We start from the raw sequence: 23183 nt of genomic DNA, 5'->3' as shown, positions 1-23183 counted from the left end.
CGCCAACCTGATACTTCTTTTCGGAACTGTCCTAAATGGAAATTCTGCATGTCATATAAAAGTGTAATCAGATTGAGTTGATCAATTGCGTTAAGGGTGCTTTTCGTAATTCGCGGGAGGATGCTAGATTGCCCTGCCGGCGTCAAGGGGGTGCGCATGGGTGGGTTTCCGGATTCTCAGCCCCCAGTTGCTTGTTGTCAGCAGGGGGATGGCGGGGGTTAGGTTTGATATTCCCGTTGGGCGCACCGAGATCGGCAGCATGCCCGGAGCGGGGATCCGGTTGGAGGTCGACGGTGTCAGCCGGCGGCACGCGTCGCTCGATCGGACCGGGGACCACGTGGTCATCAACGATCTCGGGTCGCGGAACGGGACGTGGGTCAACGGCCATAAGATCGTCAGTGGTCAGGTGCTGTGTGACGGGGACCAGCTGCGGATGGGGTATGCGGAGCTGCGGTTCGTGCAGCCTGCCGGGGCGGCTCCTCCGGCGAGTTACGGGTTCGGGGACGTACGCGGGCCGGTGAACGCCGGGAGTGGCGTCCAGTACGTAGGCGGACATCACCAGTCGGCCGGCAGAGACATCTATGGCGACAATTACGACATTCAAGTGAATGCCGATTATGAGCCGTTCGACGAGGTCTTCCAGGGGAAAGGGTTTGGGCGCGTCCTCCTGATCCTTGGCACGATGGTCGCTCTGGCGGGGTTCGGCATTTGGATGTCCCTCATCTTCGGAGCCATGGCCTCGGACGATTTCACAAATCCGTTCGAAAGGGAATTGCTGCCGGGGATCCTCATGGCGCCCGCGGGTTTCGGTCTTGTAGTGGCCGGTGGCGTGCTCGCGGCGATCGGCTCGTCCATGTCCAAGGCCGCGCGTAAGCGCGCGCAGGAGCGCAATCGGCGGCGGCGCGGGCCGCGCCGTTAGGGAGAGGTGGCGGTAATGGGGGAGACCTTCCGTTTCGGGAATGTCAGCGGGCCGGTGAACGCGGGGAGCGGCACGCAGTACGTTGGCGGGCATCACCAGGTCGCCGGGAGAGACATCCACGGCGTCGCGGGGAATCAGATCATGCAGGCCCTCCACGCCGACCTGGAGGTCATCAGGAGCGCTCTCGGCGAGCTGAGGCTGACCGCGGCCGAATGCCAGAACGTGGAGCGCGAACTGTCCGCGGTCGAGGACGCGGTGCTAGTAGAGACGCCCGACAGAGAGCAGGCGGCCGGGCACCTCGAGGCGCTCACATCGGGGCTGGAGCGCGCCGGAGCGCTCGCCGACGCAGGCACCACATTGATCGACGCCCTGGGCCGGATCGCCCAGTGGCTGGGCCCGCTGGGCGCCGGAGTGATCGCACTCCTCGGCCACTGATCCGGGTTCCGCGAACATCTCACGCCCAGGCGCGACGGTCGGGCGGAAGGCGGCGTCCACGGAGGCGCCGACGCGGTCAGACGGCGGAACTGTCGGTGCTGAATGCTTGAGTGGACGCATGCGTTACGGCATCGACGTCGCGATCCTCGGTGACCTCGCCGAGCCGGCGCGCTTGGTTTCACTGGCTCGGGAGGCCGAGGCCGCCGGATGGGACGCCGTGGTGGTGTGGGATCACCTCGCCTTCGCCTGGGGCACGCCATCGGCCGACCCGTGGGTGGTGCTGGCCGCCGCGGCCCAGGAAACCTCTCGTATCCGGTTGGGCACGGCGGTGACCGCCGTGGCCCGGCATCGTCCGGAAACGCTGGCTCACACCGTGGCCACGTTCGACCGGTTGAGCGGTGGCCGGGCGATCCTCGGCGCCGGGCTGGGCGGGGTGACCGCCGAGTTCACCGCCTTCGGCTCGCCTCGGCCCAGGGGGAGCGTGCTCGACGAGGCGCTGGACGTCATTTCCTCGCTCTGGTCCGGCGCCGAAGTGCGCCACAGGGGCGCCCACTACACGGTCGATGGGGTACGGCTGTTGTCACTGCCGCTCCAGCGCCCCCGGGTCCCTGTGTGGGTCGGAGGCTCGGCTCCGGGTGCTCTTCGTCGTGCCGCTCGCTGGGACGGCTGGATCGTCGGCGGTGACGACCAGGAGTGCCGCATGACGCTGTCACCAGAAGCCCTCGCTGTTCAGGTCGGCGAGGTGCTTCAGCACCGGCCTTCAGATGCGGATTTCGATGTGGCGCTCATCGGGGTGAGCGAGCCTGGCTCCTCGGTCAAGGCGTACGCGGATGCGGGCGCCACCTGGTGGCTGGAGCACCTCCATGGATATCGGGGTTCCACGGAACAACTCGTGCAGCGCATCAAGGCGGGTCCGCCACGTGAGACATGAGCTGCTCATCGCCATGTGGTGAGGCGTCTCCAGCCTGATCCCGGTCGCTTTGAAGGAAATTTCCAATTTTTCTCCGCGTGCGGCGCCGACCGGGAATGATCGAAGATCGGCCGTGCGCCGCGTGAGCGGGCCGGCCGACCGACCAACGATTGGAGCAACGTGCGAAGAAGATCTTCTCTGCTCGTCGCCGCCTTCGTGGCGATGGCGGCGCTGTTACCCGTCTTGCCGGCCGGGGCGGCCGCTGAGAACGGCGTCTCGGCGGTCAGCGAGAGGGGCGGCATCGCATGGCAGCCCTGCGATGAGGAGCCCGCCGCTGAGTGCGGCAAGCTGACCGTCCCGATCGACTGGTCCAAGCCGGACGGGCCCACCGTCGACCTGGCCGTTGCCCGGCGCAAGGCCACCGACCCCTCCGCCCGGGTCGGGTCCCTGGTGCTCGGCGCGGGTGGCCCGGGCGGATCGGGTGTGGAGTTCGCCTACAGCTCCCCCGGTTTCTTCACCGAGGAGATTCAGAAGCGGTTCGACATCGTCGGTTTCGACCCCCGCGGCGTGGGCCGCAGTAACCCGGTGATCTGCTCGGCGTCGGTGTTCAACCAGATGCCGTACGCCGTCATCAAGAGCCAGGCCGACTTCGACACGTGGACCGCCTACAACAAGAAGCTGCACGCCGATTGCCGGGCCCGCACCGGGCCCCTCTACGACCACGTCGACTCGGTCAACGTCGCGCGTGACATGGACGCCCTGCGCGCCGCGCTTGGCGAGGAGAAGCTGACCTTCTACGGGGTCTCGTACGGCACGCTACTCGGGCAGATGTACGCCGAGCTGTTCCCGAACCGGATCCGTGCCCTGGCCCTGGACAGCAACATGGACCACAGCCTCGGCGTCAAGGCGTTCCTGTACACCGAGGCCGCCGCGGTCGAGGACGCCTTCGACCAGTTCGTCGGCTGGTGCGACCAGGAGCCCAGTTGCGCCCTGCACGGGCAGGACGTCCGCGCGGTGTGGGCCAGGCTGCTGGACAAAGCACGCAAGGGCGAGCTCTACTGGCCCGGCGTTCCGGATCGCCCGATGACCGAGCTGCAGGTCCTGTGGAACGGCGTGCTGGGCACCGAGGGGCCTGCCTGGCAGCTGATGAGCGAGGTGATTCGCGCCCTGGACGGTGGCGAGCCGCCGTCTTGGATGCCGCCGCTGCCCGGCCGGCAGCCCGTGTCCGGGGAGGTCGCGCACCTGCCGACCGTGATCCTCTGCGAGGACTACAACCTCCGGGTGCGCAACTATGACGAGTACGCCGAGATCATGCGGAACTCCGCCCGTTTCGCCCCGGACATGCGCTTCAACCCGATGCCGATCGAGGATCTGCCGGTCTGCCTCAACCACCCCACCACCAACCCGCAGCACACGCTGCGCTACACGGGCAGCGCTCCGATCCTGCTGGGCAACTCGATCCACGACCCCTCCACCCCGTGGATATGGTCCGCCAACGTGAACCGCCAGCTCGGCCCCAAGGCCGTGCTGCTCACCTACGAAGGCTGGGGCCACCGCATCTACGGCAAGGACGAGTGCAGCACGGTACCCATCGACAACTACCTGATCTCGCTGACGGTGCCGCCGCACGGCTTCCGCTGCCCCGTGGGCGGCAGGGTCGAGACCACGCTCAAGCGGCAGGCCGAGCTGTGGCCGACGGACGGGCTCCCCTGGGGCGGTCCGGTCGCGCCGTCGTCCCGCTCATAGCCGGGCGATGACCACACCGGCATAAGCCGGCATCGCGTCCATGGCCGACATACGGGGCCAGGACAGTGTCCATGTGCTCCAGCCATTCAGTTCCGTGCTGAGCCGGTCGCCAGGACTGGCTCAGCACGGCGCTCGAGGCCATGACCAAGCCCTTCGCTCCTGAAGACGCACGAGTACACCGGTCGTACCTGTCGGGAGGTGTCAGGTAAAGCTGCCAGCCTGGATCGCGTATTCACAAAGGAGTGGGGACTGCATGAGCGACATCGAAAAGACGCTGGCAGAAATCGAGCAGCGCATGCTGGACGCCGACGCGGCCTATGACGAGGGGTTTTTCGCGGAGCACTGCGCCGATGACTTCGTCGCCATGGGAAATTACGGCATCGTGTCCAAGCAACAGGTTCTCGACATGTACGCCAAGGGAAGCGGAAACCCCGACCGGCGCAACCAGGCACACGACATCGTGGTCAAACCGCTCGGCGACGCCGGAGCCGTGGTCGCCTACAAACTGACGAGCACTACCGGCGATGAGACGTCCTCGTGGTACGCCTCAACGGTCTACCGCCGGACCCCGGATGGCTGGCGTGTCGTCCTTCTCCACCAGACGCCCATGTAACGTGCGGCCTGGCCCAACCTGCTTCGGCATGATGGGCCCTCTCCAAGAGATACGTCCGGTGGACGATGACGGTTGCGTGTCAAGGCAGCGCCGGATGGGCTGTCCGTCGTGGACAGGGTGTGGCCCCCTAGTGAGCTACTCGGCGTCTGGGGTTGGTGCCATTCCATTCGGTCAGCGGGGCGCAGTGCCATCTCCACCCCACCTGCCGCTCTTGGCCGGGGAGGTCGGCGCGGCCGTTGGCCCACAACAACGTCTCCCACGGGTCCGTGTCCGCCGGCGCCCACGGAAACAAGCGACGCAAGGTGGCTGCCGCTGACTTCTCGGCAGGGAGGAAGGTCTGACCGACGCCGGAGCCGACGTCGGCGGTGTGCACGAGCATCTCGTCGCAGGCCATCGCGGCGAAGCCGGACGGGTCCGCGAGACCGAAAGGATGCCATCCGCGAGTTCCAGGAGCACTGGCGTCGATGACACGCGCAAGGACCGTGGCGTATGTGGTCATCGTGGCGATGAGGTCGTCTGGCTTCGACTCAGGGCGGACGTGGATGTCCGTGGTGCTGAGCTCCCGCTCGCCGGCGGCAAGATCGGTGGCGTACCACAGCAGGCAGTCGCTTACGTGAGCCACGGCCCGTGCGACGGTCCAGTCCATCCCGGGAATGGGGGTTTCCGCCCAGTTCCGATCTGCTGCCGAACGCAGGAAACTCTCGCATTCGGTTGCGGTCTGCAGCACCATGCTTCCGTCCATGCGGTGGATCATCGCATACGGCACTGACAGAACTCCCGCGGGCGAGGGTCGAAGAAGGCGGGCGAAGCCGGGCCTTCGAGATCCCGGCCGGGGCGACCGGCTCCTCCAAGGGCGTCGCGTTGACGGAGCTCTCGGGAGTCGGGCATGATCTCCGCACCGATATTCATCCAGAGGATCTGAGGGACCTGGCCCGGTGACGGTCCGGCAACCTGCCCGAAGCGGCAAGGTGCCAACGCCAGGAACGATGAGGGGGTTTCGATGAGCCTGCGGCTCGATGTTCCCGTGCTGCACGGATCACTGGTCAGGCTGGAGCCGCTGGCGATGCGGCATGCGGCGGATCTGGCGTGGGCGGCGGAGGAGGATCGCTCCGCCTACGCGTTCACCCTGGTGCCTCGGGGTGCGGACGTCGAGGCGTACCTGCGGGACCAGAGGGAGCGCGCGGGGCTGACGCCGTTCGCGCAGGTGCGGGTGGCGGACGGTAGGGCCGTCGGGTGCACGGCGTTCTGGGATCCTCGCAGCTGGCCGGGGCGGGAGGAACTGCGGGCGATCGAGGTGGGGTGGACGTGGCTGGCGGCGTCGGCGCAGGGCACGGGCATCAACGCCGAGGCCAAGCTGCTGCTGTTCACGTACGCGTTCGAGGCGCTCGGCGTGGTGCGGGTCGATCTCAAGACCGATGCGCGGAACACGCGCTCGCGGCGGGCGATCGAGCGCCTCGGCGCCCGGTTCGAGGGTGTGCTGCGGAACTGGTCACCCTCGTGGGCGCCGGGCGAGGAAGGAAAGGTGCGGGACTCGGCCATCTTCTCCGTGGTCGCCGATGAGTGGTCGGAGGTCAAAGCGGCCCTGAGCGCCCGGGTCCTGAGTCGCCGCTGAGCTGTCCGATACCTGCCAGCGGCCCCTCTGACGAGCCACGACACTGGTCTGCATGAGCATTCTCGTTGACGCGGACCCGCACGCCAGGATCGAGCCCAGCATCCTCTACTTCGGCACGCCCGTGGTGTTGCTCTCCTCCTTGAACGAGGACGGCACCCCCAACCTGGCCCCCATGTCGTCGGCCTTCTGGCTCGGCTGGCGGGGCATGCTGGGACTGGGTTCACGGGCCAAGACGGCTCAAAACTTGGTCAGGACGCGGGAATGCGTACTGAATCTGCCCTCCGACGCGCTCGCCACCGCCGTTGACCGGCTGGCGCTCACCACCGGCTCCAATCCCGTTCCTGACCGCAAGTGGGAGCGGGGATATCGGTACGTGCCGGACAAGTTTCAGCGGGCCGGGCTGACCGCCACGCCCTCCGAGACGGTGGCGCCGCCGCGGGTGGCCGAGTGCCCGGTCAGCATGGAGGCCGTGGTCGAGGCGGTGCATCCGGTAGGGGACGACGGTGGGACGCTGGCGTTCGAGGTACGTGTGCAGCGGGTGTGGGTGCACGAAGAGATCAGAATGGCCGGGACGAGCGACCGCATCGACCCCGACGCCTGGCGGCCGCTGATCATGAGCTTCCAGAAGTTCTACGGGCTGGGGGCGCAGGTCCATCCGTCCACGCTCGCCACCATTCCCGAGCATCTCTACCGAGGCGAAGATCTAGCGCGAGCCCGCGACCTCTAGCAGCGTCAGCCACGTACGGGGCCCGCAGAGGCGCTCGATGTCCGCGCGTGGCAGCCACTCGGCGCGGGTGCTCTCAGAACCGGCCGGCGGGCGGGTCGGGGCACCCGGGCCCGGGTGGACGGCGCGGAACATGGCCATGTACGCCAATGACGGGTAACGGTACTCGGCGGGCGGAGCGTCAAAGAGCTGGATGCGCTGCCAGGCGAAGATCGACAGGGCGGCGGACGGGAGGCACAGGCCGGTTTCCTCGTGCAGTTCGCGGGCCGCGGCGTCGATCGCGCTCTCGCCGGGCTCGAGGTGGCCGCCCGGGATGTCCCAGCCGCGCCCTTCCCGATCCACCCAGGTCATCAGGGTCCTGCCCAGCTCGTCCGAGACGAACGCGAACGCCGACGTGGTGCTTGCCGCGGGCGGAACGGTCCGGGAGAGCATGACGTCGAGGCGGTGCGCCACGGGGATCCAGGGCACGGTTTCGGTCGCGATCACATGGGCCACGAGGTCACCTTCATTCCCGTTAAAACGTGATGTCAAGGCATTATCAGGGTGCAACCCTATTCCCCCTCGAAAGAAGGGAAGAACGCCCTGTATATGATCCGTAACGCTGCGAGGTTGTGGACCGTTCTCATACCAGCTCTGGCGCTGCTCGCGCTGGGGCTCACCTGGGGCCGCGAGCTACCGGTCGCGATCGCGATCGTCGCGGCCCTTCTGTTGGCCGGGGCGGTGCTGGCCGCGGTGCACCATGCCGAGGTCATCGCGCACCGCGTCGGAGAGCCGTTCGGCTCGCTGGTGCTGGCGGTGGCCGTGACGGTGATCGAGGTGGCGCTCATCGTCAGCCTCATGATCTCCGGCGGCGCGCAGACCGGGGCGCTGGCCCGCGACACCGTGTTCGCGGCCGTGATGATCACCTGCAACGGGATCGTGGGGTTGTCCCTGCTCACCGTCACCTTGAAGCGGCGGATCGCGGAGTTCAACGCCGAGGGCACGGGCAAGGCGCTCGCCACCGTGGCCACGCTCGCCACGCTGAGCCTGGTGCTGCCCACGTTCACGACGAGCGCACAAGGGCCGGCGTTCTCGCCCGCCCAGCTCGCCTTCGCGGCAGTGGCCTCCCTGGCGCTGTACGGGTTGTTCGTGGTGACGCAGACGGTACGGCACCGCGACTACTTCCTCCCCGTCCCCAGGGACGGCGCGCCCCTCGACCCAGAGGAGCACGCGCCCAGGCCGTCCGGACGCACCGCGCTGACCAGCCTCGGGCTGCTGCTGGTCGCGCTCGTGTCGGTCGTCGGCCTGGCCAAGGTGGAGTCGCCGGTCATCGAGCTGGCGGTGTCGTCGGCCGGGCTGCCCCAGGCCTTCGTGGGCGTGGTGATCGCGCTGCTGGTGCTGCTGCCCGAGACGATCGCCGCACTCAACGCGGCCCGGCGCGACCAGGTCCAGATCAGCCTGAACCTGGCGCTCGGGTCGGCGATGGCCAGCATCGGGCTGACCATCCCGGTCATCGCGGTGGCGTCGATCTGGCTCGAAGGGCCACTGCTGCTCGGGCTGGGCGGCACCCACATGGTGTTGCTGGCCCTGACCGTCGTGGTCTCGACGCTCACCGTCGTGCCGGGCCGGGCGACGCTCATGCAGAGCGGGGTGCACCTGGTGCTGTTCGCGGCGTTCGTGTTCCTGGCGATCAGTCCCTGATCAGTTGACGCCCTGGCGCATGGCGCGGTTGCCGAGGTAGAGGCCGGCTGCGGCGATCAGGCAGGCGGACGCGGTGCCGTACAGGATCGAGGGGTCGGCGAGGTCGCCCGCGAACAGGGCTCGCTGGGCGTCCACGATGTACGTCACCGGGTTGACCTGCCCGATCGCGCGCAGCCACGCCGGGGCGCTCTCCAGCGGCAGCAGCACGCCGGACAGGAGCAGCAGGGGGAACATGATCGACTGGCTGACGATCCAGAACAGCGTGCCTCCCGGGGCCGACTTGATGGCCAGGACGAATGAGAAGGCGCCCAGCCCGACCCCGAAGACCACCAGCTGGGCCAGGCCGGCCAGCACCCCCGCCGGGTGCAGCTCGAAGCCCAGCGGCAGCGACATCAGGATGATCAGCACGGCCTGGACCAGCAGGACGATCATCGCCTTCATGGCCCTGCCCACCAGCATCGCCGTCCGGTTCAGCGGTGTGACCAGCATGCGCTCCATCGAGCCGCCGATCAGCTCGACGAGCAACGTGTAACCGGCGGACATGGGCCCCGTGAGGCACATCATGACCAGGATCCCCGGCACGAACCATTGCCACGACGAGCCGACCGCCCCGTCCAGCAGCGACCCGAACAGGAACAGGAACAGCAGCGGCTGCCCCATCTCGAACAGCAGCCCGGCGGGGTCGCGCAGGGCGGGCTTGAACTCGCGCGAGAAGACGGTGGTGGTGTCACGCAGGAATGTCGTCATCGGTGAGGCTTCTCCCGGTGAGAGTGAGGAACACGTCGTCGAGGGTGGGACGGGTGGTCTCGGCCGTGGCGACCTTGATGCCGGCCCCGTCCAGGGCACGCAGGCACTCGGGCAGGGCGGCGGCCGCGTTGGCGACCCGCAGGCGTACGGTCGTGCCCGCCGCCGTCCCGCCGCCCATCCCCGCGGCCCGTCGCGCCTCCTCCTCCGTGCTGGTGGTGAGCATGATGTGGTCGCCGGCCAGGTCGTTCTTGAGCTGCTCCGAGGTGCCGTCCGCGATGATCCGGCCATTGTCGATGATCACCACCCGCTCGGCCATGGTGTCGGCCTCCTCCAGGTAGTGGGTGGTCAGGAACAACGTCGTCCCGTACGTCTCGCGCAGCCGCAGGATGTGCTGCCAGATCTCGGCGCGGCTCTTCGGGTCGAGGCCGGTCGAGGGCTCGTCGAGGAAGAGCAGGTCGGGGCGGTGGACGAGGCCGAGCGCGATGTCGAGACGGCGGCGCTGGCCGCCCGAGAGCGTGCCCGGCTTGCGCTTGGCCAGCGGTGTCAGGTCGAGCAGGTCGAGCAGCTCGTCGGCGCGGGCCGTCGCCTCCTTGACGGGCAGGCCGTAGCAGCGGCCCTGGGTGACCAGCTCGTCGCGGGCGAGGAAGTCCTCACCCGCGCTGTTGCGCTGGCCGACGTAGCCGATGCGGGAGCGTACGCCTGCCGGGTCCGTGGCCACGTCGTGCCCGGCCACCGTGGCGGTGCCCGAGGTGGGCGGCAGGAGGGTGGTGAGCATGCGCAGCGTGGTCGACTTGCCCGCGCCGTTCGGGCCGAGGAAGGCCACGAGGCGGCCGGCTTCGACATCGAGGTCGATGCCGCGGACGGCCTCGACGGTCTCCTTCTTCTTGAGCTTGAACACTCGGGTCAGGCCCCGGGCATGGATCATGGTCGGCCTCCTGCGGGCATGGCGAAGAAACCCCAGGTCGGGGCGCTCGATTGAGGATCGAACCAAGTTTGGGCAGCAAAAACCGCCTTTGGCAAACGCGAACGTCAGGTTCATAAACGGCCCCTACCTGCCGAAACTCCGCCGGGGCGGCGCACTGATGACGGCCAGTTTTGGGCCTCTGACGTGCGGTTTCTCCGAAGGTGGCGGAAAATTTCGAAGTCGGTTACGCGGGTGGAGGATCGGCGGATATTTCCGGACTTGCGGAATTGTGTGAAGCTCCGCAAGGATCTCCGGCGTGAAACGTGTCTGGTTATGCGCAGTAATCGCGGCGCTTGGGATGGGTGGCGGGGTCGCGGAGGCAGCCGATGGCGTAGCCGGTGTCGACGTCAGCAACTGGACCGGCGACATCGACTGGGAAAGCGTCGTCTCCGGGGGTGGCAAGTTCGCGTTCGTCCATGCCACCGAGGGGACGAACTACCGCAACCCACGATTCGACGCCCAGTTCGGCGGTGCCGCGGCGGCCGGCCTGGTCCGCGGGGCATATCACTTCGCGCAACCGCACGAATCCGATGGGGCAACGCAGGCCGAATATTTCCTCCAGAACGGCGGCCGCTGGGTCGCCGACGGCCAGACGTTGCAGGGAGTGCTCGATATCGAGGACAACCCGTACAAGGACAAGAACGGCAAGAACAACTGTTACGACCTGTCCACGGAAGACATGGTCAGCTGGCTCACGGACTTCACGAAGAGGTACCGCGCGCGAACCGGCCGGCACGCGATCATTTACACCACCACGAGCTGGTGGCAGACCTGCACGGGCAACTCCACGAAGTTCAAGTCGAACCCGCTCTGGCTCGCGCGCTGGGGGAGTGATCCCGGGGAACTGCCGAAGAGCTGGAAGAAGCACACCTTCTGGCAGTCGGCGGACAAGGGGCCGCTGGTCGGGGGCGGGAACTCGTTCAACGGCTCGGAATCCCAGCTCAAGGCGATGGCCAACCCGCCGGCCGAGGTGTCGGTGACGGGAGCGGCGAAGAGCAGGAAGACGTACACGGTCACCGTCGCCAACACCGGCCCGCACCCCGTCACGAACGTCAAGCTCTCCGGGCGGGCGTTCGGCGGGCAGCGGGTGGTCAAGGCGCCGGGGTGCACGTACAGCGGCACGGCGGTGCGCTGCACGATCGCGGACCTGCCGCGCGGCAAGAAGGTGACGTTCACGTTCACCACCAAGCCGCGCAAGTCGAAGGGCGCGGTCGGCATGAACGTCGCCGTTGGTTCGGTGAAGCTCACTCTCAGAGCGGCTGGATAAGGCCGGATAAGGCAGGATAAATCCCAGGGCCCGACAGCAGCTGGATGGGGACGGGATGAAGCGGCGGTTAGCCGTGGCGGCGGTGCTGATCCTGCTGACCGCCACGGCTTCGATGCCGTTCGCCACGCGCGTGCTGCCGAGGATCGTGCAGATCGCGTACGAGATCGAGCGGCGCGACATCGTGTACTCGTGGGGCGGCGGCCACGCGGAGCGGCCCGGGCCGTCGAGGGGAACCTGCAAGGGCTACAAGGGCCGGATCAAACCGTGCCCGGCCGCGAAGACCCGCGGGCTCGACTGCTCGGGGTTCGCCCGGTGGGTGTACGCGCTGGCACACGGGGAGGACGTGCTGGGGCCGGGGAACACCAATGATCACGTACGGATGATGCGGCGGGTCGACGCGGCCCCGGTACCCGGTGATCTTGTTTTCTTTGGAAAAATCAGCAAAGGGACCGTTAAGACCCACCACGTCGGCATCTACCTGGGACAGGGCAAGATGATGAACGCGCCCGAGACCGGAGCCGTGGTGCGGATCGACGACATCTCGCGCCTAAAGGACTTCGCGGGCTTCTACCGGTACTGAACGTCTGCCGACTCGGTATGGCTGTAACGCCTGTGGCGTGGCAAAAATTGAGAGGCCCTGCGGCTACTCTGTGCCGCTATGGAAAGGCGATGGGTCGGCTGCGACGGCTATGAGGTCGTGGGCGCCGTGCGAGCCGGGCGGCAGGTGCTGCGGGTGCGCCGGCATGGATGGGTCGTCGCGGACTGCTCCTCTGTGGCGGAGGTGGCCAGACACGTCGATTTGGCCGATCTGTGCGAGGTGATCGAGCTCCCCATGGGGCGGTCGGCGGAGAAGATCGTAAGAGCCGGAACCAGTTCGCATCATCGCTGAGTGCCGTGTATGGTTACACCTGTCCGCAGCGCCGGACAGGCCCCTATAGCTCAGTCGGCAGAGCGTCTCCATGGTAAGGAGAAGGTCAACGGTTCGATTCCGTTTGGGGGCTCTCGTTCTGAACAGAAAGACGCCCGGACCAAGATGACTTGGGGCCCGGGCGTTTCGCATTTGTCGATCCTTTCGCCGGTGTCCTTTCGTCGGTGTGCCGGTCAGCCTGCCATCTGCTTGTGCGGTTCTGGGCCGTCGACCGCGCGGCGTCGCGAGGCGAAAAGGCCGAGTCCGGCGGCGACGACCGACGTGGCGAGTGCGAGCACGCCGACAGCGTCGGCCCGGCTCCCGGCGGCGGACGCGAGCGCGAGCACCACGAGCGGGCAGATGAACTGACCGATGAAGAAGGTAGCCGTCCACAGGCCGGTGCCTCGACCTCGGTCGGCGTACTCGAGCTTGGACATGGCGAGGGTGAGCAGGCTCGGCAGCATGACGCCGCAGCCGAAGCAGTTGATCACAGCGCCGATGATCAGCACGGCGGCGTTGGGGGCGAACCAGATCACGGCGAAGCCGAGGGCGCACACGGCGAAGACGGCGGGCAGCCAGACGTCCGGGGTGCGACCGAGCTTGGTGAAGGTGACGGCGCCGGCCACTGTCGCGGCGCTGGCGACGGCGGTTGCCAGGCCGATCGTGCCGGGGTCGGTCACGCCGATGTCGTCCAGGAGGTAGGACATGTGCACCGTGAGGGTGTAGAAGACGACGCTGCCGAAGACGGTCAGAGCACATGTCCCAGCCAGCGGCCGCCAGGGGAAGGGGCGCTTGGCAGGCTCCGGCGCGGAGGCGGCCTCGGTGGTCCCACCCTCCGCGGCACTCTTCGAGATGGTGGTCGGGCGGGGCGTGGGGAGGAAGGCGGCCATGGCGGGGGCGAGCAGCAGGCTCACGGCATAGGCCCAGAACGGTGCGCGCCAGCCGGCCGCACCCGCCGCGCCCCCCAGCGCGAACACGGCCGGCAAATGGGCGCTGCGCGGCCTGTCGAAGGCGGCGGCCACGGAACTGGGTCCGCACGGCATCCGCGTGAACACCATCCACCCCGGCTTCATCGAGACCGAGATGACCGCCTCCGCCCACCCCGCCTTCCGCGCGGCGAACATCTGCGAGACCCCGCTCGGCCGTACCGGCACGGTGGACGAGGTCGTCCCCCTCGTCGTCTTCCTCCTGTCCGAGGAGGCGTCCTTCATCACCGGAGCCGAGATCGCAGTGGACGGCGGCCTCACCGCGCACGGCGGCGTCAAGCCCATCTCCGACGCGCTGCGTCCAGAGCCGTCATAAGGGCTGTTTCAGAAGCCGATCAGTTCGGGTGGCTCGGCGACGGACCGCAGCATGGCGGGCAGGGCGGTGCGCAACTCGCCGATCGTCTCGGGTGGCAGGTCGAGGCGGACCTCGAAGGTGGTCTCGGTCTCCAGCAGGTCGGCGGCCTCAGGAGTCAGCTCCAGCCGGAGCACCGCGCCGTCCAGCGTGATGGTGCGCACGCCCCCGATGGTGCCGCGCGGGCCGTGGCGGCCCACCCCGTAGGCCTCCTGGTGACTCTGGACCAGCAGGAACTCCGCCTGGGGATCGTCGGCCTGCACGGCCAGGTAGATCAGTGGGTGGCCGCGCTTCTGGCTCTCGTCGAAGGCGCGGGCGGTCATGGTCGTGGCCGGGAGGTAGGTCAGCTCTCCGGTGATCGGCGGTGGTGGCGGCTGGTCGCCGAGGTGCTCGCGCCACCGGTCGTAGCGGTCGCCGTACGTGGCCGGCAGCCCGATGGGCGCGGCGGTCGGCGACGCGGCCAGGAGCCAGCCGGGCGGCTCCTCGCGGGGGAACATGGTCAGCTCCGCCAGTGCCGCCACCCCCGGCACGTGCTCGAACGGCGGCGCGGAGGAGTCGACGCGGCCGGTGTAGCCCCTGCTCCCGGGCGAGAACGCCAGCTCACAGGTGTACCAGGTGCCGGCGTCGGCTCTGTAGGACAGCTCGCGGAGGCGCTGAAACGGCTCGTCCATGCCCTCCGCTGCGCTCTCGCGGCCGTCGCGGGTGACGGTGGTCAGCGCGTATGCGCCGACCTGGGCCCGGCGGACGACCAGTTGTGACCAGCCCGGCTCGGCGGCGGCGCGCGCTTGATCACCGATCGCCATCCGCATGGCGTGACCCTCGTCGCTGCGCGAGCGCCAGCGTCTCTTCTGCTTCCTCGCCATGATCATCCTTTCTGGCCGGTGCCGCTGGTGAGGTGCTTGTGCAGGCGGCGGATCTCGCGGAGCAGGCCACTGTTGCCCCTGCGGGCGGCCAGGTCGCGTACCTCGGGGATCTCGCCGCGTGCCCCGGACCACTCGGCGGTCGCGATGGCGAGTGTGACGAAAGCCGCCAGGCCGTTGCGCGGGCGCCCGCCCGGCACCGGCAACAACGCGGGCAGCGCGGCGGCGGTGATCCGCCACACGTACGCGTGGGCGCCGCGCCTGGCGGCGGCGTCGAGCGCGGTGACCATGTCGATCATCTTGACCTCGCCACTGGCCACGAGGAGCCCGGCCTGGTGGCCGATCTCGGACGCGGGCACGTCGTCCCGCGCGGCGACCTCCAGCAGGACGTCGACCGACTCGGGCATCTGCGGATCACCCAGGACGCGGGCGAGCAGCGCCGAGCACGCCGCCCCGGCGGGCCCCTCGGCCCTGGCGAGATCGCGGGCGAACTCCGGGCCGACCGGGCGCTCGCCCCAGTGCCGCCTGAGCACGTACGGCATGAGGTGTGCGGCGGCGACCTCGCGATGTGAGGGCAGCATCGAGGGCCACCATTCGCGGTGCTCGGCCTCGGCCCGGCTCTGGGGGACGCTGAGCATCAGGTCGACCAGCGGCAGGCCGGTGGCCGCGGCGGTGACCGTCGGCACCAGACGCACGTCGTGATAGTGGCCACGGTCGTGCCAGTCGTGGTCGTCGCCGGCGTCCTCCCCGCAGGCCCACTCCAGCCGGATCTCGACCTCCGGGCACGTCCAGGCGGCGAGGATCTTGCCCGCGGCGGACGTCAGGCGGGCCGCCCGCTCTGCGGCCTCGGGATCCGGGGTCCGCGGCAGGCGCAACAGCGCCTGCTGGAAGTCGGCGGCCAGCGGCTTGACCCCGGCCGCCTCGATGACCTCCAGTCGCCGGACCAGCTCGGCCGCCGCCACGTGCCCGGTGCTGTGTGTGGGCGTGGCCAGCAGCAGCGGCGGAACGGTGCCCTCCTCCACGGCCCGCAGGATCTCTGCGGCCCGATGCAGCAGGAGCCGGTGCGGGGCCGCCAGCCCGGCTTTCGGCATGAAACTCTGCCAGGCGCGCCGAGCGAGCGCGTTGAAACCCAGGGACTGAGCGGTGCGCAGGAGCCATTGACCGGGCCGAGTCCAGTTCTCCAGACGGTGCTGCCAGAAGAGATCGCCGAACAGCCGTGCGTCCAGCGCCGCCGCCAGGCCTGCCCGGTCGCGGCCGATGAGCGTGACGAAGCCGGCGAGCACGCGTTCCCATGCGCGCCAGGAATCCGGCCCCTTGGTGATCAGTCGGCGGAGCTCCTCGACGGACTCGATCGGGGAGCTGACGCTGTGCACGCGTTCTGGCGCGGCGGGCAGCGGCGGCGGGACGAATGCGGGCTCGGACCCGGCCACTTCGCCGCCCCCGAAGGCCATGGCGGCCTGGTGGCCGAGTCGGGGTGGAAGGAGCTCGATCGCCTCGCGTATGGTGGCGCGCCCTTCCTCGCTCATGCCGCCCGCGTGGGCGAGAGCCAGCTCGACGGCCTTCTCCTGAAGCTCGGCGGACTCGGCGGCGAACGCGCGGGCCAGTGGCGCGGCGATCACGTCGGCCAGCGCGGGTGTACGCCGCAGTGAGCGGTCGAGCCACGACAACCCGGCGCGTACCAGCTTGCGCTCAGGGCGGAACAGCAGCGACTCCCATGCCTCGGCCAGGTCGTCGGTGGTGAGATCGTCGCGGCCACGCAGGCGCTTCATGGCCAGCTCGGCGACCGGGCCGGGGGAAGTGGGCAGCAGGCGCAGGTAGTCGCGGGTGTAGGAGGCCGCCTCGGCGGGCGAAGGGTCAAGCGCCTCGTGCAGGCGTACGAAGAACCGCAGGTCGATGGCCGTGCCACCGAGCAGGAAGCGGCGCACGCAACCTTCGATCAGCGCCTCGCGCTTGACGCGGCCGGCCCCGGTCAGCTCCAGCAACGCCCCCAGCCAGCCCGCGTGCGGTTCCCGCTCCCACTGCAACAGCCGGCCTACGCCCTCCGCCTCGAACAGGCGCGGCACCAGATGGTCGACCAGCGGGTCGTCGCCGAGGCGCGGCGGCCACTGGCTCACCCACCCGGCCACCAGCGGGTCGTGCGGTGGCGGCTCGATGCCGGTCTCGCGGAGCAGGGCCAGGGCGAGTGCCATGCCGCGGTCGTCGGCGACGCGCATCCGCAGCACCAGGCGTTCGGCCAGGTCGGCGCGCCAGGCGGTGGGGCGGTCGGCGATGACCGCCAGGATGAGGTCCACGTCGCCGTCGGGGCCGTCCCATTGGGGGGCGAAGTCGCGCCGGTACAGCCAGGACGCCACGGTCGCCGCGCCACCGAAGGTGGCCGCGCCCGCCACCCGCAGCACGATCCCGTAGTCGACCAGGCCGTCGTCCCACCGGTCGAACCGGCCGCGCAGTTCCTTGCGCAGCTCTGGTAATCGGGCCGCGACCTCCTTGCGGCCCTCGTCGTCCAGCGCCTTGAGCCGCTCGGCGAGCCGGTCGGCGTGCCGCGTCTCGATCAGCTTCTTGATCTCGTCCCAGTGATCCATAGCCGGGGACATTAACCAGCCGTGCCGACACTTTGGCCCGGCACAGGACTCCCGCGACGGTGGGGGTGACCGGTGCGGGCGCTTGCCTGGCCGAACAGCCGCGCACGGCTCCGGCGGGGAGCCCGGGGGTCGGGCACGGCGGTGATCGCGGAGCCGAAAAACCCGCAGAATGCGGGTGGGAGTCGGCTATATGGTGCGTCAGTGGACACTCTGGAAAGCCTCGTCATTGTCCGGCGGCTACGTGTTCCCATCGACGCTTCCGCCGACGTAGCGCCCGCCGGCTGGGGAGAGGTGGCCGCCCGCCAGCTCGACGCCGCGCTCCTGAGCGTCGGCTTCAAGTGCTCGGCACCCCTGCTCGAACGCCTGGCGCGACTGCCCGGCGAGACGGTCGTGGACCTCGGCGTACGCGTCCTGGCGGCGGTCCGCGGCCTGGTGGGCGACCATGTCCAGCACAACGCGTACTTCATCGACTTCCCCAAGAACGTGCCGGACACCCTGGAGTTCTGGGCCGGCCTTCTGCGTGAGGCCATGCTCGACCCGGTCGCCGCCAAGCGGCTCCAGCCGCCGACGCTCGACCTGCTGACCCTGCCGGGCTACGGCCGTTACCAGCACGCCTACACCGACCTGCTGGCCGCGCACGCCGAGCTGATCCCGCTGGCAGGCGACCGGGTGACCGTGCTTGAGCTGGGCGGAAGCCTGGAATCGGAGGCACGCGAGCTCTACTTCTCGCTGGCGGGCTCCCAATCGCCGCTGGCCGCCGAGGACCTGGCGGTGTTGCGGTCGCTGGCGTCGTACTGTGCCGACGAGCCGGAACTCATCCCGGTGCGCGAGAACCGCGCCATCGTCAATGAGGTGCGGCTGGCCGCCGGCCGGCCGCTGCTCGTGGACACGGTCACCGACGTGCTCCGGCTCGCCTGCGGCTGCTCCGGCGGCGATGTCACGCTTGCCGCTCCCACCAGGTTCCGCTCGTTCCGCCGCGCCGAGCGCCGCGCCCTCCTGCAGGCCTTGGACGCGGTCGCCACCCCGGCCAAGCTAGGCGACGTGGCCCGTCATCGCGAGCAGTGGAAGCGGCTCGGTGAGCGGCTGCATCCCCACGACTACCCGCACCTGACGCGGGCCGCCCACGTCTTCGAGGTGGCCAGGGGTGTACGCGAGGCGGCCGGCTTCGACAGCCGGGTCGAGGCCGCCCTGTCGGCGGGCCGTACCGCGGATGCCGTTCAGCTGCTGGAGAAGGCACCGGGCGCGTTGCTGCGCCGCCTCGACCACCTGCTGCGGACCGGCCTGTCCGGGTCGGCCGTGATGGACGCCGCGGAACGAGCCGCCGCCGGTGCTTCCTGCCGCGTTCTGCTGTCCCTGCGCGAGCACCTGCAGAACCGGCTCGCCCCCGCCGCCGGCCGCATCTTCGCCAACAGGTACGGCAGGGCATGGGCTGCCCCCGACACCCGATCGCGGCTGGAGGAGGACGTGCTGGCGCGGGCGCTGGACATCCTGGACCTGGAGATCGCCCGCCGCCTGCCCGACCCAGGCGAGCTGATCGTCGATCCCGACGTGCTCGATGTGGCACTGCCGTTGTCGGGCAAGGCCGTCGCGCCCGGGCTCGGCATGCTGCCCCGGGGCTCGCTGTCGGCCGTGGTCGGCGAGCTGCTCAGGTTCTTCGTCCACTGGCGCGAGGCCGGGCGGCGCACGGACTACGATCTGTCCGCTCTCATGCTCGACGCCTCCTACGGCAACCCGACGCACATCTCGTGGACGAATTACTCCAACGGCTTCGCCGAGTACTCCGGTGACCTCACCGCGGCGCCGGACGGCGCGTCGGAGTTCATCAACATCCGTCTCGCCGAAGCGACCCAGCCGATCATCATCCCGCAGGTCAACATCTACGTCGGGGAACGGTTCGACGAGGCCGCCGAGGCGTTCTTCGGGTACATGACCAGGGACGCCGCGCAGGAAGGCAGGCCGTTCGAGCCGCGCACCGTACGCATGAAGTCCGACCTGCGTGGCTCCGGCCGGGTCGCGCTGCCCCTGGTGTTCCTGCGCGGCGACGACGGAGCATGGCAGGTGAAGTGGCTGCATCTGTACCTGAAGGGGTATCCCGGCTTCAACCAGGTGGAGGGCAACCGGGTCACTGCCTCGCTGCTGGTGCGCTCGATCGTGGAACGCGACTATCTGCGCGTCCGCTATCTGGCCGACCTGCTGCGGACGAAGAGCTCGGCGGCGGGGGCCACCACCTACATCGGGCTGGAGGCTCCGGCCGAACTCCCGCCGGGCACGCGGGTGTACACGCCTGGGACTCTGCACGAACTGATCCCGGCCTGATACGGTTGAGATCGTCGTGAGGCCATTCGAGGGCTTCCTTCTCCCTTTCGGACCGGGAATGCCCGCAAGGGCGCCTGGCTTGGTCTAGCTCTCGAGCCTTCCTCACGACCAGCTCGTTCTCCCAGGCGACGTCCTGTGTTCATCGATGGGTAGCGGCAAGCCCCTAGATTCCGATCTCGTGAAATTCGATGACACACAGGCTGTCAAGGAACTCTCCCGGCGTTCCCTGCTCGCCGGCGCGCTCTCCGCGACGGGCCTCACCGTCCTGGGCGGCACGCCGGCCCACGCGGCCGCCCGGCCGAGCGGGCGACCGGCCCGCGTCCTGATCGCCACCAATGAGCCATGGGGCACCTACCACGTGGCCCCTCTGCTACCCGAGGCACGCCGCCTGGGCTGGGAGGTCGTGCAGCTGGTGCCCGATCTGTCCGGGATCAAGCCGGGCGACCCGGTCGCGGTGGCGACCCCGGACCGCATCCCACCTGCCGACCTGCTCGTGGTGACGGGCGCGGGAGATTGGCCCGCGGATTGCGCCGCGCGGCTGCCCGGGCTGCCGATGATCGCCAGCTCGCTCGCATACCAGCTTCCGGTAGAGGCGCCCCGCGCGGCGGAATTCCGCTCCCGGCTCAGGGCGATCACGGCGTCCTCGCCGGCCGAGGCGAAGGTGTTCGACGACTACCTGGGCACGCGCCGCCCGATCACGGTCGTGGGCACGCCGCAGACCGACGACCTGCCCCGGCACACCCCTGAACCCGGCACCGTGCTGGTGCTCACCAGCGTGACCAGGTCCAGCCAGACCGGCGGCTCCGCCCCGGGCACCGAGCTGCTCCTGGCCGCCGCCGAGCGGCTGGCAGCGGTCGGCAAGCACATCCTGGTGGGACTGCACCCGCGTGAGGACCGCTCGTTGTGGGAGCGGTACGAGATCAGCTCCGTTCCCTCGGTCCAGGCGTCGGCGCGGGCCGAGGCCGCCATCGGCATCCCTGGTACGGTCTTCCCGGTCGTCGCAGCAGTGGGCGTACCGCTGGTGGGCTGCTTGGATCCGCGCCTGCAGATCCCCGACTACCTGCTGAGCGTGTGCTCGCACACGGTCACCGCTGCGGACGCCGCGGTGACCGCTGTGGCGCAGGCCAAGCCGGTCCCGCGTGACGTGCTGTACGAGGCCGTCGGCCCCATCGGCGGCTCGGCCCGCCGCCTGCTCAAGGTGTGGCGCAAGACCGGCATCCGGGTCTGACGCCCAGCGCGGCTGAGGGTGCTCCGGGCCATTGGCGGCAGGTAGTATCTTGTTTTCGGATTTCGGTTCTCGGAGCTGCTGAGGCATACTGCTGGGAGCACCCCGCTCGATCAGGTGAGTTACGAAACTGCTCCCTGCTTCGGGTATCCTCTACAGGCCGGGTCCATACCGGCTCAAAGGCGGAGTAGCTCAGTCAGGCAGAGCAAACGGCTCATAATCGTTGTGTCGCCGGTTCAAGTCCGGCCTCCGCTACTGTCCAATCCCAGGTCGACCGGCCTGGGCATGGGCGTGTCCATGTCCCAAACGTAGAAAGGCACTCCCAAGTGGCTGCCACCGACGTTAGGCCGAAGATCACGCTGGCCTGCCAGGAGTGCAAGCACCGCAACTACATCACGCGGAAGAACCGGCGTAACGACCCGGATCGGCTTGAGCTGAAGAAGTACTGCCCCAACTGCCGCACGCACCGCGCGCACCGCGAGACCCGATAGCTCTCCGGGGGCTTCTCCATCGTTCATATTGCACAACCGGCGTCCTGGTGTGGACGCCGGTTTGTCGTGTCTGCACTCCGGTGCCCGGCTCACCACGCGGATGGTCAAGCATGCGCGCCGTAACGGCGGCGCGCCACTGACCGGTCAGCGGGCGTTTCCCTGGACTGACGTCAGCCGGCGACGGCGGGTGGCCGGCCACGGCAACGCGTAAAGACCGGGTGTGAAAACCGGAGTACGGCGGGGTGGGGCGCACGGCGGGTGGGAAGCACGGCGCGGCGGGAAGCGCGGCGGGGCGAGAAGCACGGCGCGGCGGGGTGCAAAGACCAGGCCAACCTCCGGCGACAGCCGAACCTTGTTCTGTTACCGTCGGCCTCAGCAGCGCTCGGACGAAGGACATTGCGAGGGAGCACTGATGGCCTTGAACCGTGACTTCGTGGGCAGGACCTACCCGCCCAGCGCCCCCTACGAGGTCAGCCGGGTGAAGATCAGGGAGTTCGCGGCCGCGATCGGCGACGGCAACCCGATCTACCGCGACAAAGGGGCCGCCCAGGCCGCCGGGTACCCCGACGTGATCGCGCCGCCGACGTTCCCCATCGTGTTCAGCCTGCAGAGCGGCGGCGACGCGCTGGCGGATCCGGATCTTGGGCTGAACTTCGCGATGGTGGTCCACGGCGAGCAGCGTTTCGAGTACGTACGCCCCGTCTATGCCGGCGATCAGCTGGTCACCCGCGCCACGATCACCGACATCAGGACCGCCGGGCGCAACGAGCTGCTGACGGTGCGCAGCGAGGTCACGACCGTCGAGGGCGAGCCGGTCTGCGTCACCTACAACACGATCGTCGAGCGCGGAGGGGCCGGCTGATGGGCGCCACGGTGAAGTACGACGAGGTCGAGGTCGGGCAGGAGATCCCGGCCGTGGACTACAACGTGCGCAGGCTCAACCTGGTGATGTACGCCGGTGCTTCCGGGGACTTCAACCAGATCCACTGGAACGAGCGGTTCGCCAGGATGGTCGGGCTGCCTGACGTGATCGCGCATGGGATGTACACGATGGCGCAGGCCGGGCGGTTCGTCACCGACTGGGTGGGGGATCCCGGTGCGGTGGTGGACTTCGGGGTGCGGTTCTCGTCGATGGTGGTCGTGCCCGATGACGATCAAGGCGCGATGATCTCGGTGAGCGGGGTCGTGGAGGAAAAACTCGAGGACAAGCGAGTGGTCATCGGCCTGACGGCCAAGTCGGCCGAGGCCAAGGTGCTGTCCAAGGCTCGCGCGGTGGTCCAGCTGGCCTGAAGCGCGCCCAGCCGGCCCGGCTGTCGTGATGCGTGATGATATGTCGGGCAGCTCTCGGGTACCCAAGCCTTGAGATTTGTCACATCATGGCGTCATGGCGAAGAGACCTTCCCAGGGTAGGGCAGCAACGCTCCGACGTGCAGCTTTACCACCACGTCCCATCGGCTCGGGCGACTCCCCAAGGCAGGGTTGCTGTACGCGCGTCTCAGCGAGTCATGGGATGCGGCGGAATCGGTACCGACGCAACTCGCGAACGGCAACAAATACGCCAGCGAGAATAATGTCCTGGTCGTCGCCGAATTCAAAGATGACGGGTATTTGGCGTTTCATGAGGTAACGCGCGACGGATTCGATGCCGCGATTGAAACCATCGAATCCGAACCTATCGATGTAGTAATCGTTCGCGATATCGATCGGCTCGTTCGCAACCTAGCGATCTTTGGTCTCGCGTTTCTGGACGTTTGTGTCAAGTTTCACGACGCCCGAGGGAGCCGCGCTTGGGCGGCGTAGTCGTCGACGTGCCGGGTGATGGTCTTGAGCGCGGCGCGGAGTTCGGGCGG

The 23183-nt window shown here is 68.7% G+C and carries 25 protein-coding genes, 2 tRNA genes and 1 riboswitch; of the genes, 20 read left to right on the top strand and 7 right to left on the bottom strand.

Annotated elements, in window-relative coordinates; translation table 11 throughout:
* Positions 1–160 precede the first annotated feature (160 nt).
* The 5 genes from ACTWPT_RS53045 to ACTWPT_RS53025 all read left to right on the top strand — a co-directional run bounded on the left by ACTWPT_RS53045 (position 161) and on the right by ACTWPT_RS53025 (position 4623).
* A complete protein-coding gene (locus tag ACTWPT_RS53045; RefSeq protein WP_443185177.1) occupies positions 161–919 on the top strand; it encodes an FHA domain-containing protein in 759 nt (252 codons plus the stop codon).
* 15 nt (positions 920–934) lie between these two features.
* The gene (locus tag ACTWPT_RS53040) at positions 935–1354 is read left to right on the top strand and encodes a hypothetical protein (RefSeq protein WP_443185176.1); all 420 of its coding nucleotides are present in this window, start codon (positions 935–937) and stop codon (positions 1352–1354) included.
* Between the two features lie 118 nt (positions 1355–1472).
* Entirely contained in the window at positions 1473–2285 is an 813-nt protein-coding gene (locus tag ACTWPT_RS53035; RefSeq protein WP_443185175.1) for an LLM class flavin-dependent oxidoreductase, read from the top strand.
* 159 nt (positions 2286–2444) lie between these two features.
* The gene (locus ACTWPT_RS53030; protein WP_443185174.1) at positions 2445–4010 is read left to right on the top strand and encodes an alpha/beta fold hydrolase; all 1566 of its coding nucleotides are present in this window, start codon (positions 2445–2447) and stop codon (positions 4008–4010) included.
* Positions 4011–4263: 253 nt separating this feature from the next.
* On the top strand, positions 4264–4623 hold the full coding sequence (locus ACTWPT_RS53025) for a nuclear transport factor 2 family protein (protein ID WP_443185173.1): 360 nt from the start codon (positions 4264–4266) through the stop codon (positions 4621–4623).
* A 127-nt stretch (positions 4624–4750) separates the two neighbouring features.
* Here ACTWPT_RS53025 and ACTWPT_RS53020 read toward each other — a convergent pair whose 3' ends face one another.
* On the bottom strand, positions 4751–5365 hold the full coding sequence (locus ACTWPT_RS53020) for a maleylpyruvate isomerase N-terminal domain-containing protein (protein WP_443185172.1): 615 nt from the start codon (positions 5363–5365) through the stop codon (positions 4751–4753).
* 160 nt (positions 5366–5525) lie between these two features.
* A riboswitch (SAM riboswitch) is annotated at positions 5526–5616 on the top strand.
* A gap of 7 nt (positions 5617–5623) precedes the next feature.
* On the opposite strand from ACTWPT_RS53020, the gene ACTWPT_RS53015 reads away from it, so the two are divergent.
* Both ACTWPT_RS53015 and ACTWPT_RS53010 read left to right on the top strand, forming a co-directional pair.
* On the top strand, positions 5624–6235 hold the full coding sequence (locus ACTWPT_RS53015) for a GNAT family N-acetyltransferase (RefSeq protein ID WP_443185171.1): 612 nt from the start codon (positions 5624–5626) through the stop codon (positions 6233–6235).
* Between the two features lie 52 nt (positions 6236–6287).
* Entirely contained in the window at positions 6288–6962 is a 675-nt protein-coding gene (locus ACTWPT_RS53010) for a flavin reductase family protein (protein WP_443185170.1), read from the top strand.
* Here the strand turns inward: ACTWPT_RS53010 and ACTWPT_RS53005 are convergent.
* Entirely contained in the window at positions 6939–7454 is a 516-nt protein-coding gene (locus tag ACTWPT_RS53005) for an NUDIX hydrolase (protein WP_443185169.1), read from the bottom strand. The two genes, ACTWPT_RS53010 and ACTWPT_RS53005, sit on opposite strands and share 24 nt — an antisense overlap.
* A 93-nt stretch (positions 7455–7547) precedes the next feature.
* On the opposite strand from ACTWPT_RS53005, the gene ACTWPT_RS53000 reads away from it, so the two are divergent.
* Positions 7548–8639, top strand: a complete 1092-nt coding sequence (locus tag ACTWPT_RS53000) for a calcium:proton antiporter (protein WP_443185168.1) — start codon at positions 7548–7550, stop codon at positions 8637–8639.
* On the opposite strand, the gene ACTWPT_RS52995 is transcribed toward ACTWPT_RS53000, so the two are convergent.
* A complete protein-coding gene (locus tag ACTWPT_RS52995; RefSeq protein WP_443185167.1) occupies positions 8640–9386 on the bottom strand; it encodes an ABC transporter permease in 747 nt (248 codons plus the stop codon).
* Positions 9367–10311, bottom strand: coding sequence for an ATP-binding cassette domain-containing protein (locus tag ACTWPT_RS52990; RefSeq protein ID WP_443185166.1), 945 nt, complete (start codon positions 10309–10311; stop codon positions 9367–9369). The genes ACTWPT_RS52995 and ACTWPT_RS52990 overlap by 20 nt, the downstream gene beginning before the upstream one ends.
* A 295-nt stretch (positions 10312–10606) precedes the next feature.
* Here ACTWPT_RS52990 and ACTWPT_RS52985 point away from each other — a divergent pair, with 295 nt between their 5' ends.
* The 4 genes from ACTWPT_RS52985 to ACTWPT_RS52970 all read left to right on the top strand — a co-directional run bounded on the left by ACTWPT_RS52985 (position 10607) and on the right by ACTWPT_RS52970 (position 12618).
* On the top strand, positions 10607–11617 hold the full coding sequence (locus ACTWPT_RS52985) for a GH25 family lysozyme (RefSeq protein ID WP_443185165.1): 1011 nt from the start codon (positions 10607–10609) through the stop codon (positions 11615–11617).
* 55 nt (positions 11618–11672) lie between these two features.
* Positions 11673–12197 carry a C40 family peptidase gene (locus ACTWPT_RS52980; protein WP_443185164.1) on the top strand — a complete coding sequence of 175 codons (525 nt, stop codon included), beginning with the start codon at positions 11673–11675 and terminating at the stop codon, positions 12195–12197.
* Positions 12198–12275: 78 nt separating this feature from the next.
* Positions 12276–12506 (top strand): transposase, encoded by a 231-nt coding sequence (locus ACTWPT_RS52975; RefSeq protein WP_443185163.1) that lies wholly within the window; start codon positions 12276–12278, stop codon positions 12504–12506.
* Between the two features lie 39 nt (positions 12507–12545).
* A tRNA-Thr gene (locus ACTWPT_RS52970) sits at positions 12546–12618 on the top strand.
* 100 nt (positions 12619–12718) lie between these two features.
* Here ACTWPT_RS52970 and ACTWPT_RS52965 read toward each other — a convergent pair.
* The gene (locus ACTWPT_RS52965; protein WP_443185162.1) at positions 12719–13567 is read right to left on the bottom strand and encodes an MFS transporter; all 849 of its coding nucleotides are present in this window, start codon (positions 13565–13567) and stop codon (positions 12719–12721) included.
* Here ACTWPT_RS52965 and ACTWPT_RS52960 point away from each other — a divergent pair.
* The gene (locus ACTWPT_RS52960) at positions 13518–13826 is read left to right on the top strand and encodes an SDR family NAD(P)-dependent oxidoreductase (RefSeq protein WP_443185232.1); all 309 of its coding nucleotides are present in this window, start codon (positions 13518–13520) and stop codon (positions 13824–13826) included. The two genes, ACTWPT_RS52965 and ACTWPT_RS52960, sit on opposite strands and share 50 nt — an antisense overlap.
* An 8-nt stretch (positions 13827–13834) precedes the next feature.
* Here ACTWPT_RS52960 and ACTWPT_RS52955 read toward each other — a convergent pair whose 3' ends face one another.
* Together ACTWPT_RS52955 and ACTWPT_RS52950 are read right to left on the bottom strand one after the other, a co-directional pair.
* The gene (locus ACTWPT_RS52955; RefSeq protein WP_443185161.1) at positions 13835–14725 is read right to left on the bottom strand and encodes a hypothetical protein; all 891 of its coding nucleotides are present in this window, start codon (positions 14723–14725) and stop codon (positions 13835–13837) included.
* Positions 14726–14727: 2 nt separating this feature from the next.
* A complete protein-coding gene (locus tag ACTWPT_RS52950; protein ID WP_443185160.1) occupies positions 14728–17301 on the bottom strand; it encodes a DUF7824 domain-containing protein in 2574 nt (857 codons plus the stop codon).
* A 201-nt stretch (positions 17302–17502) separates the two neighbouring features.
* On the opposite strand from ACTWPT_RS52950, the gene ACTWPT_RS52945 reads away from it, so the two are divergent.
* From ACTWPT_RS52945 to ACTWPT_RS52915, 7 genes are all read left to right on the top strand, one after another.
* Positions 17503–19617, top strand: coding sequence for a hypothetical protein (locus tag ACTWPT_RS52945; protein ID WP_443185159.1), 2115 nt, complete (start codon positions 17503–17505; stop codon positions 19615–19617).
* Between the two features lie 178 nt (positions 19618–19795).
* Positions 19796–20845, top strand: coding sequence for a hypothetical protein (locus tag ACTWPT_RS52940; protein ID WP_443185158.1), 1050 nt, complete (start codon positions 19796–19798; stop codon positions 20843–20845).
* A gap of 178 nt (positions 20846–21023) precedes the next feature.
* Positions 21024–21097 (top strand) — tRNA-Met (locus ACTWPT_RS52935).
* A gap of 71 nt (positions 21098–21168) precedes the next feature.
* Positions 21169–21333, top strand: a complete 165-nt coding sequence (gene rpmG, locus ACTWPT_RS52930) for a 50S ribosomal protein L33 (protein ID WP_101786011.1) — start codon at positions 21169–21171, stop codon at positions 21331–21333.
* Between the two features lie 412 nt (positions 21334–21745).
* Complete coding sequence (locus ACTWPT_RS52925) at positions 21746–22195, top strand: MaoC family dehydratase N-terminal domain-containing protein (protein ID WP_443185157.1); 450 nt, start codon at positions 21746–21748, stop codon at positions 22193–22195.
* Positions 22195–22623, top strand: a complete 429-nt coding sequence (locus ACTWPT_RS52920) for a MaoC family dehydratase (protein WP_443185156.1) — start codon at positions 22195–22197, stop codon at positions 22621–22623. The genes ACTWPT_RS52925 and ACTWPT_RS52920 overlap by 1 nt, the downstream gene beginning before the upstream one ends.
* 189 nt (positions 22624–22812) lie before the next feature.
* On the top strand, positions 22813–23133 hold the full coding sequence (locus tag ACTWPT_RS52915; RefSeq protein ID WP_443185155.1) for a recombinase family protein: 321 nt from the start codon (positions 22813–22815) through the stop codon (positions 23131–23133).
* The last annotated feature ends 50 nt before the right edge of the window (positions 23134–23183 follow it).

It is taken from the genome of Nonomuraea sp. 3N208, assembly GCF_052245935.1.
GTDB lineage: Bacteria > Actinomycetota > Actinomycetes > Streptosporangiales > Streptosporangiaceae > Nonomuraea.
Note: the sequence above shows the minus strand (reverse complement) of the source record. Positions and strands in the feature narration are given on the sequence as shown.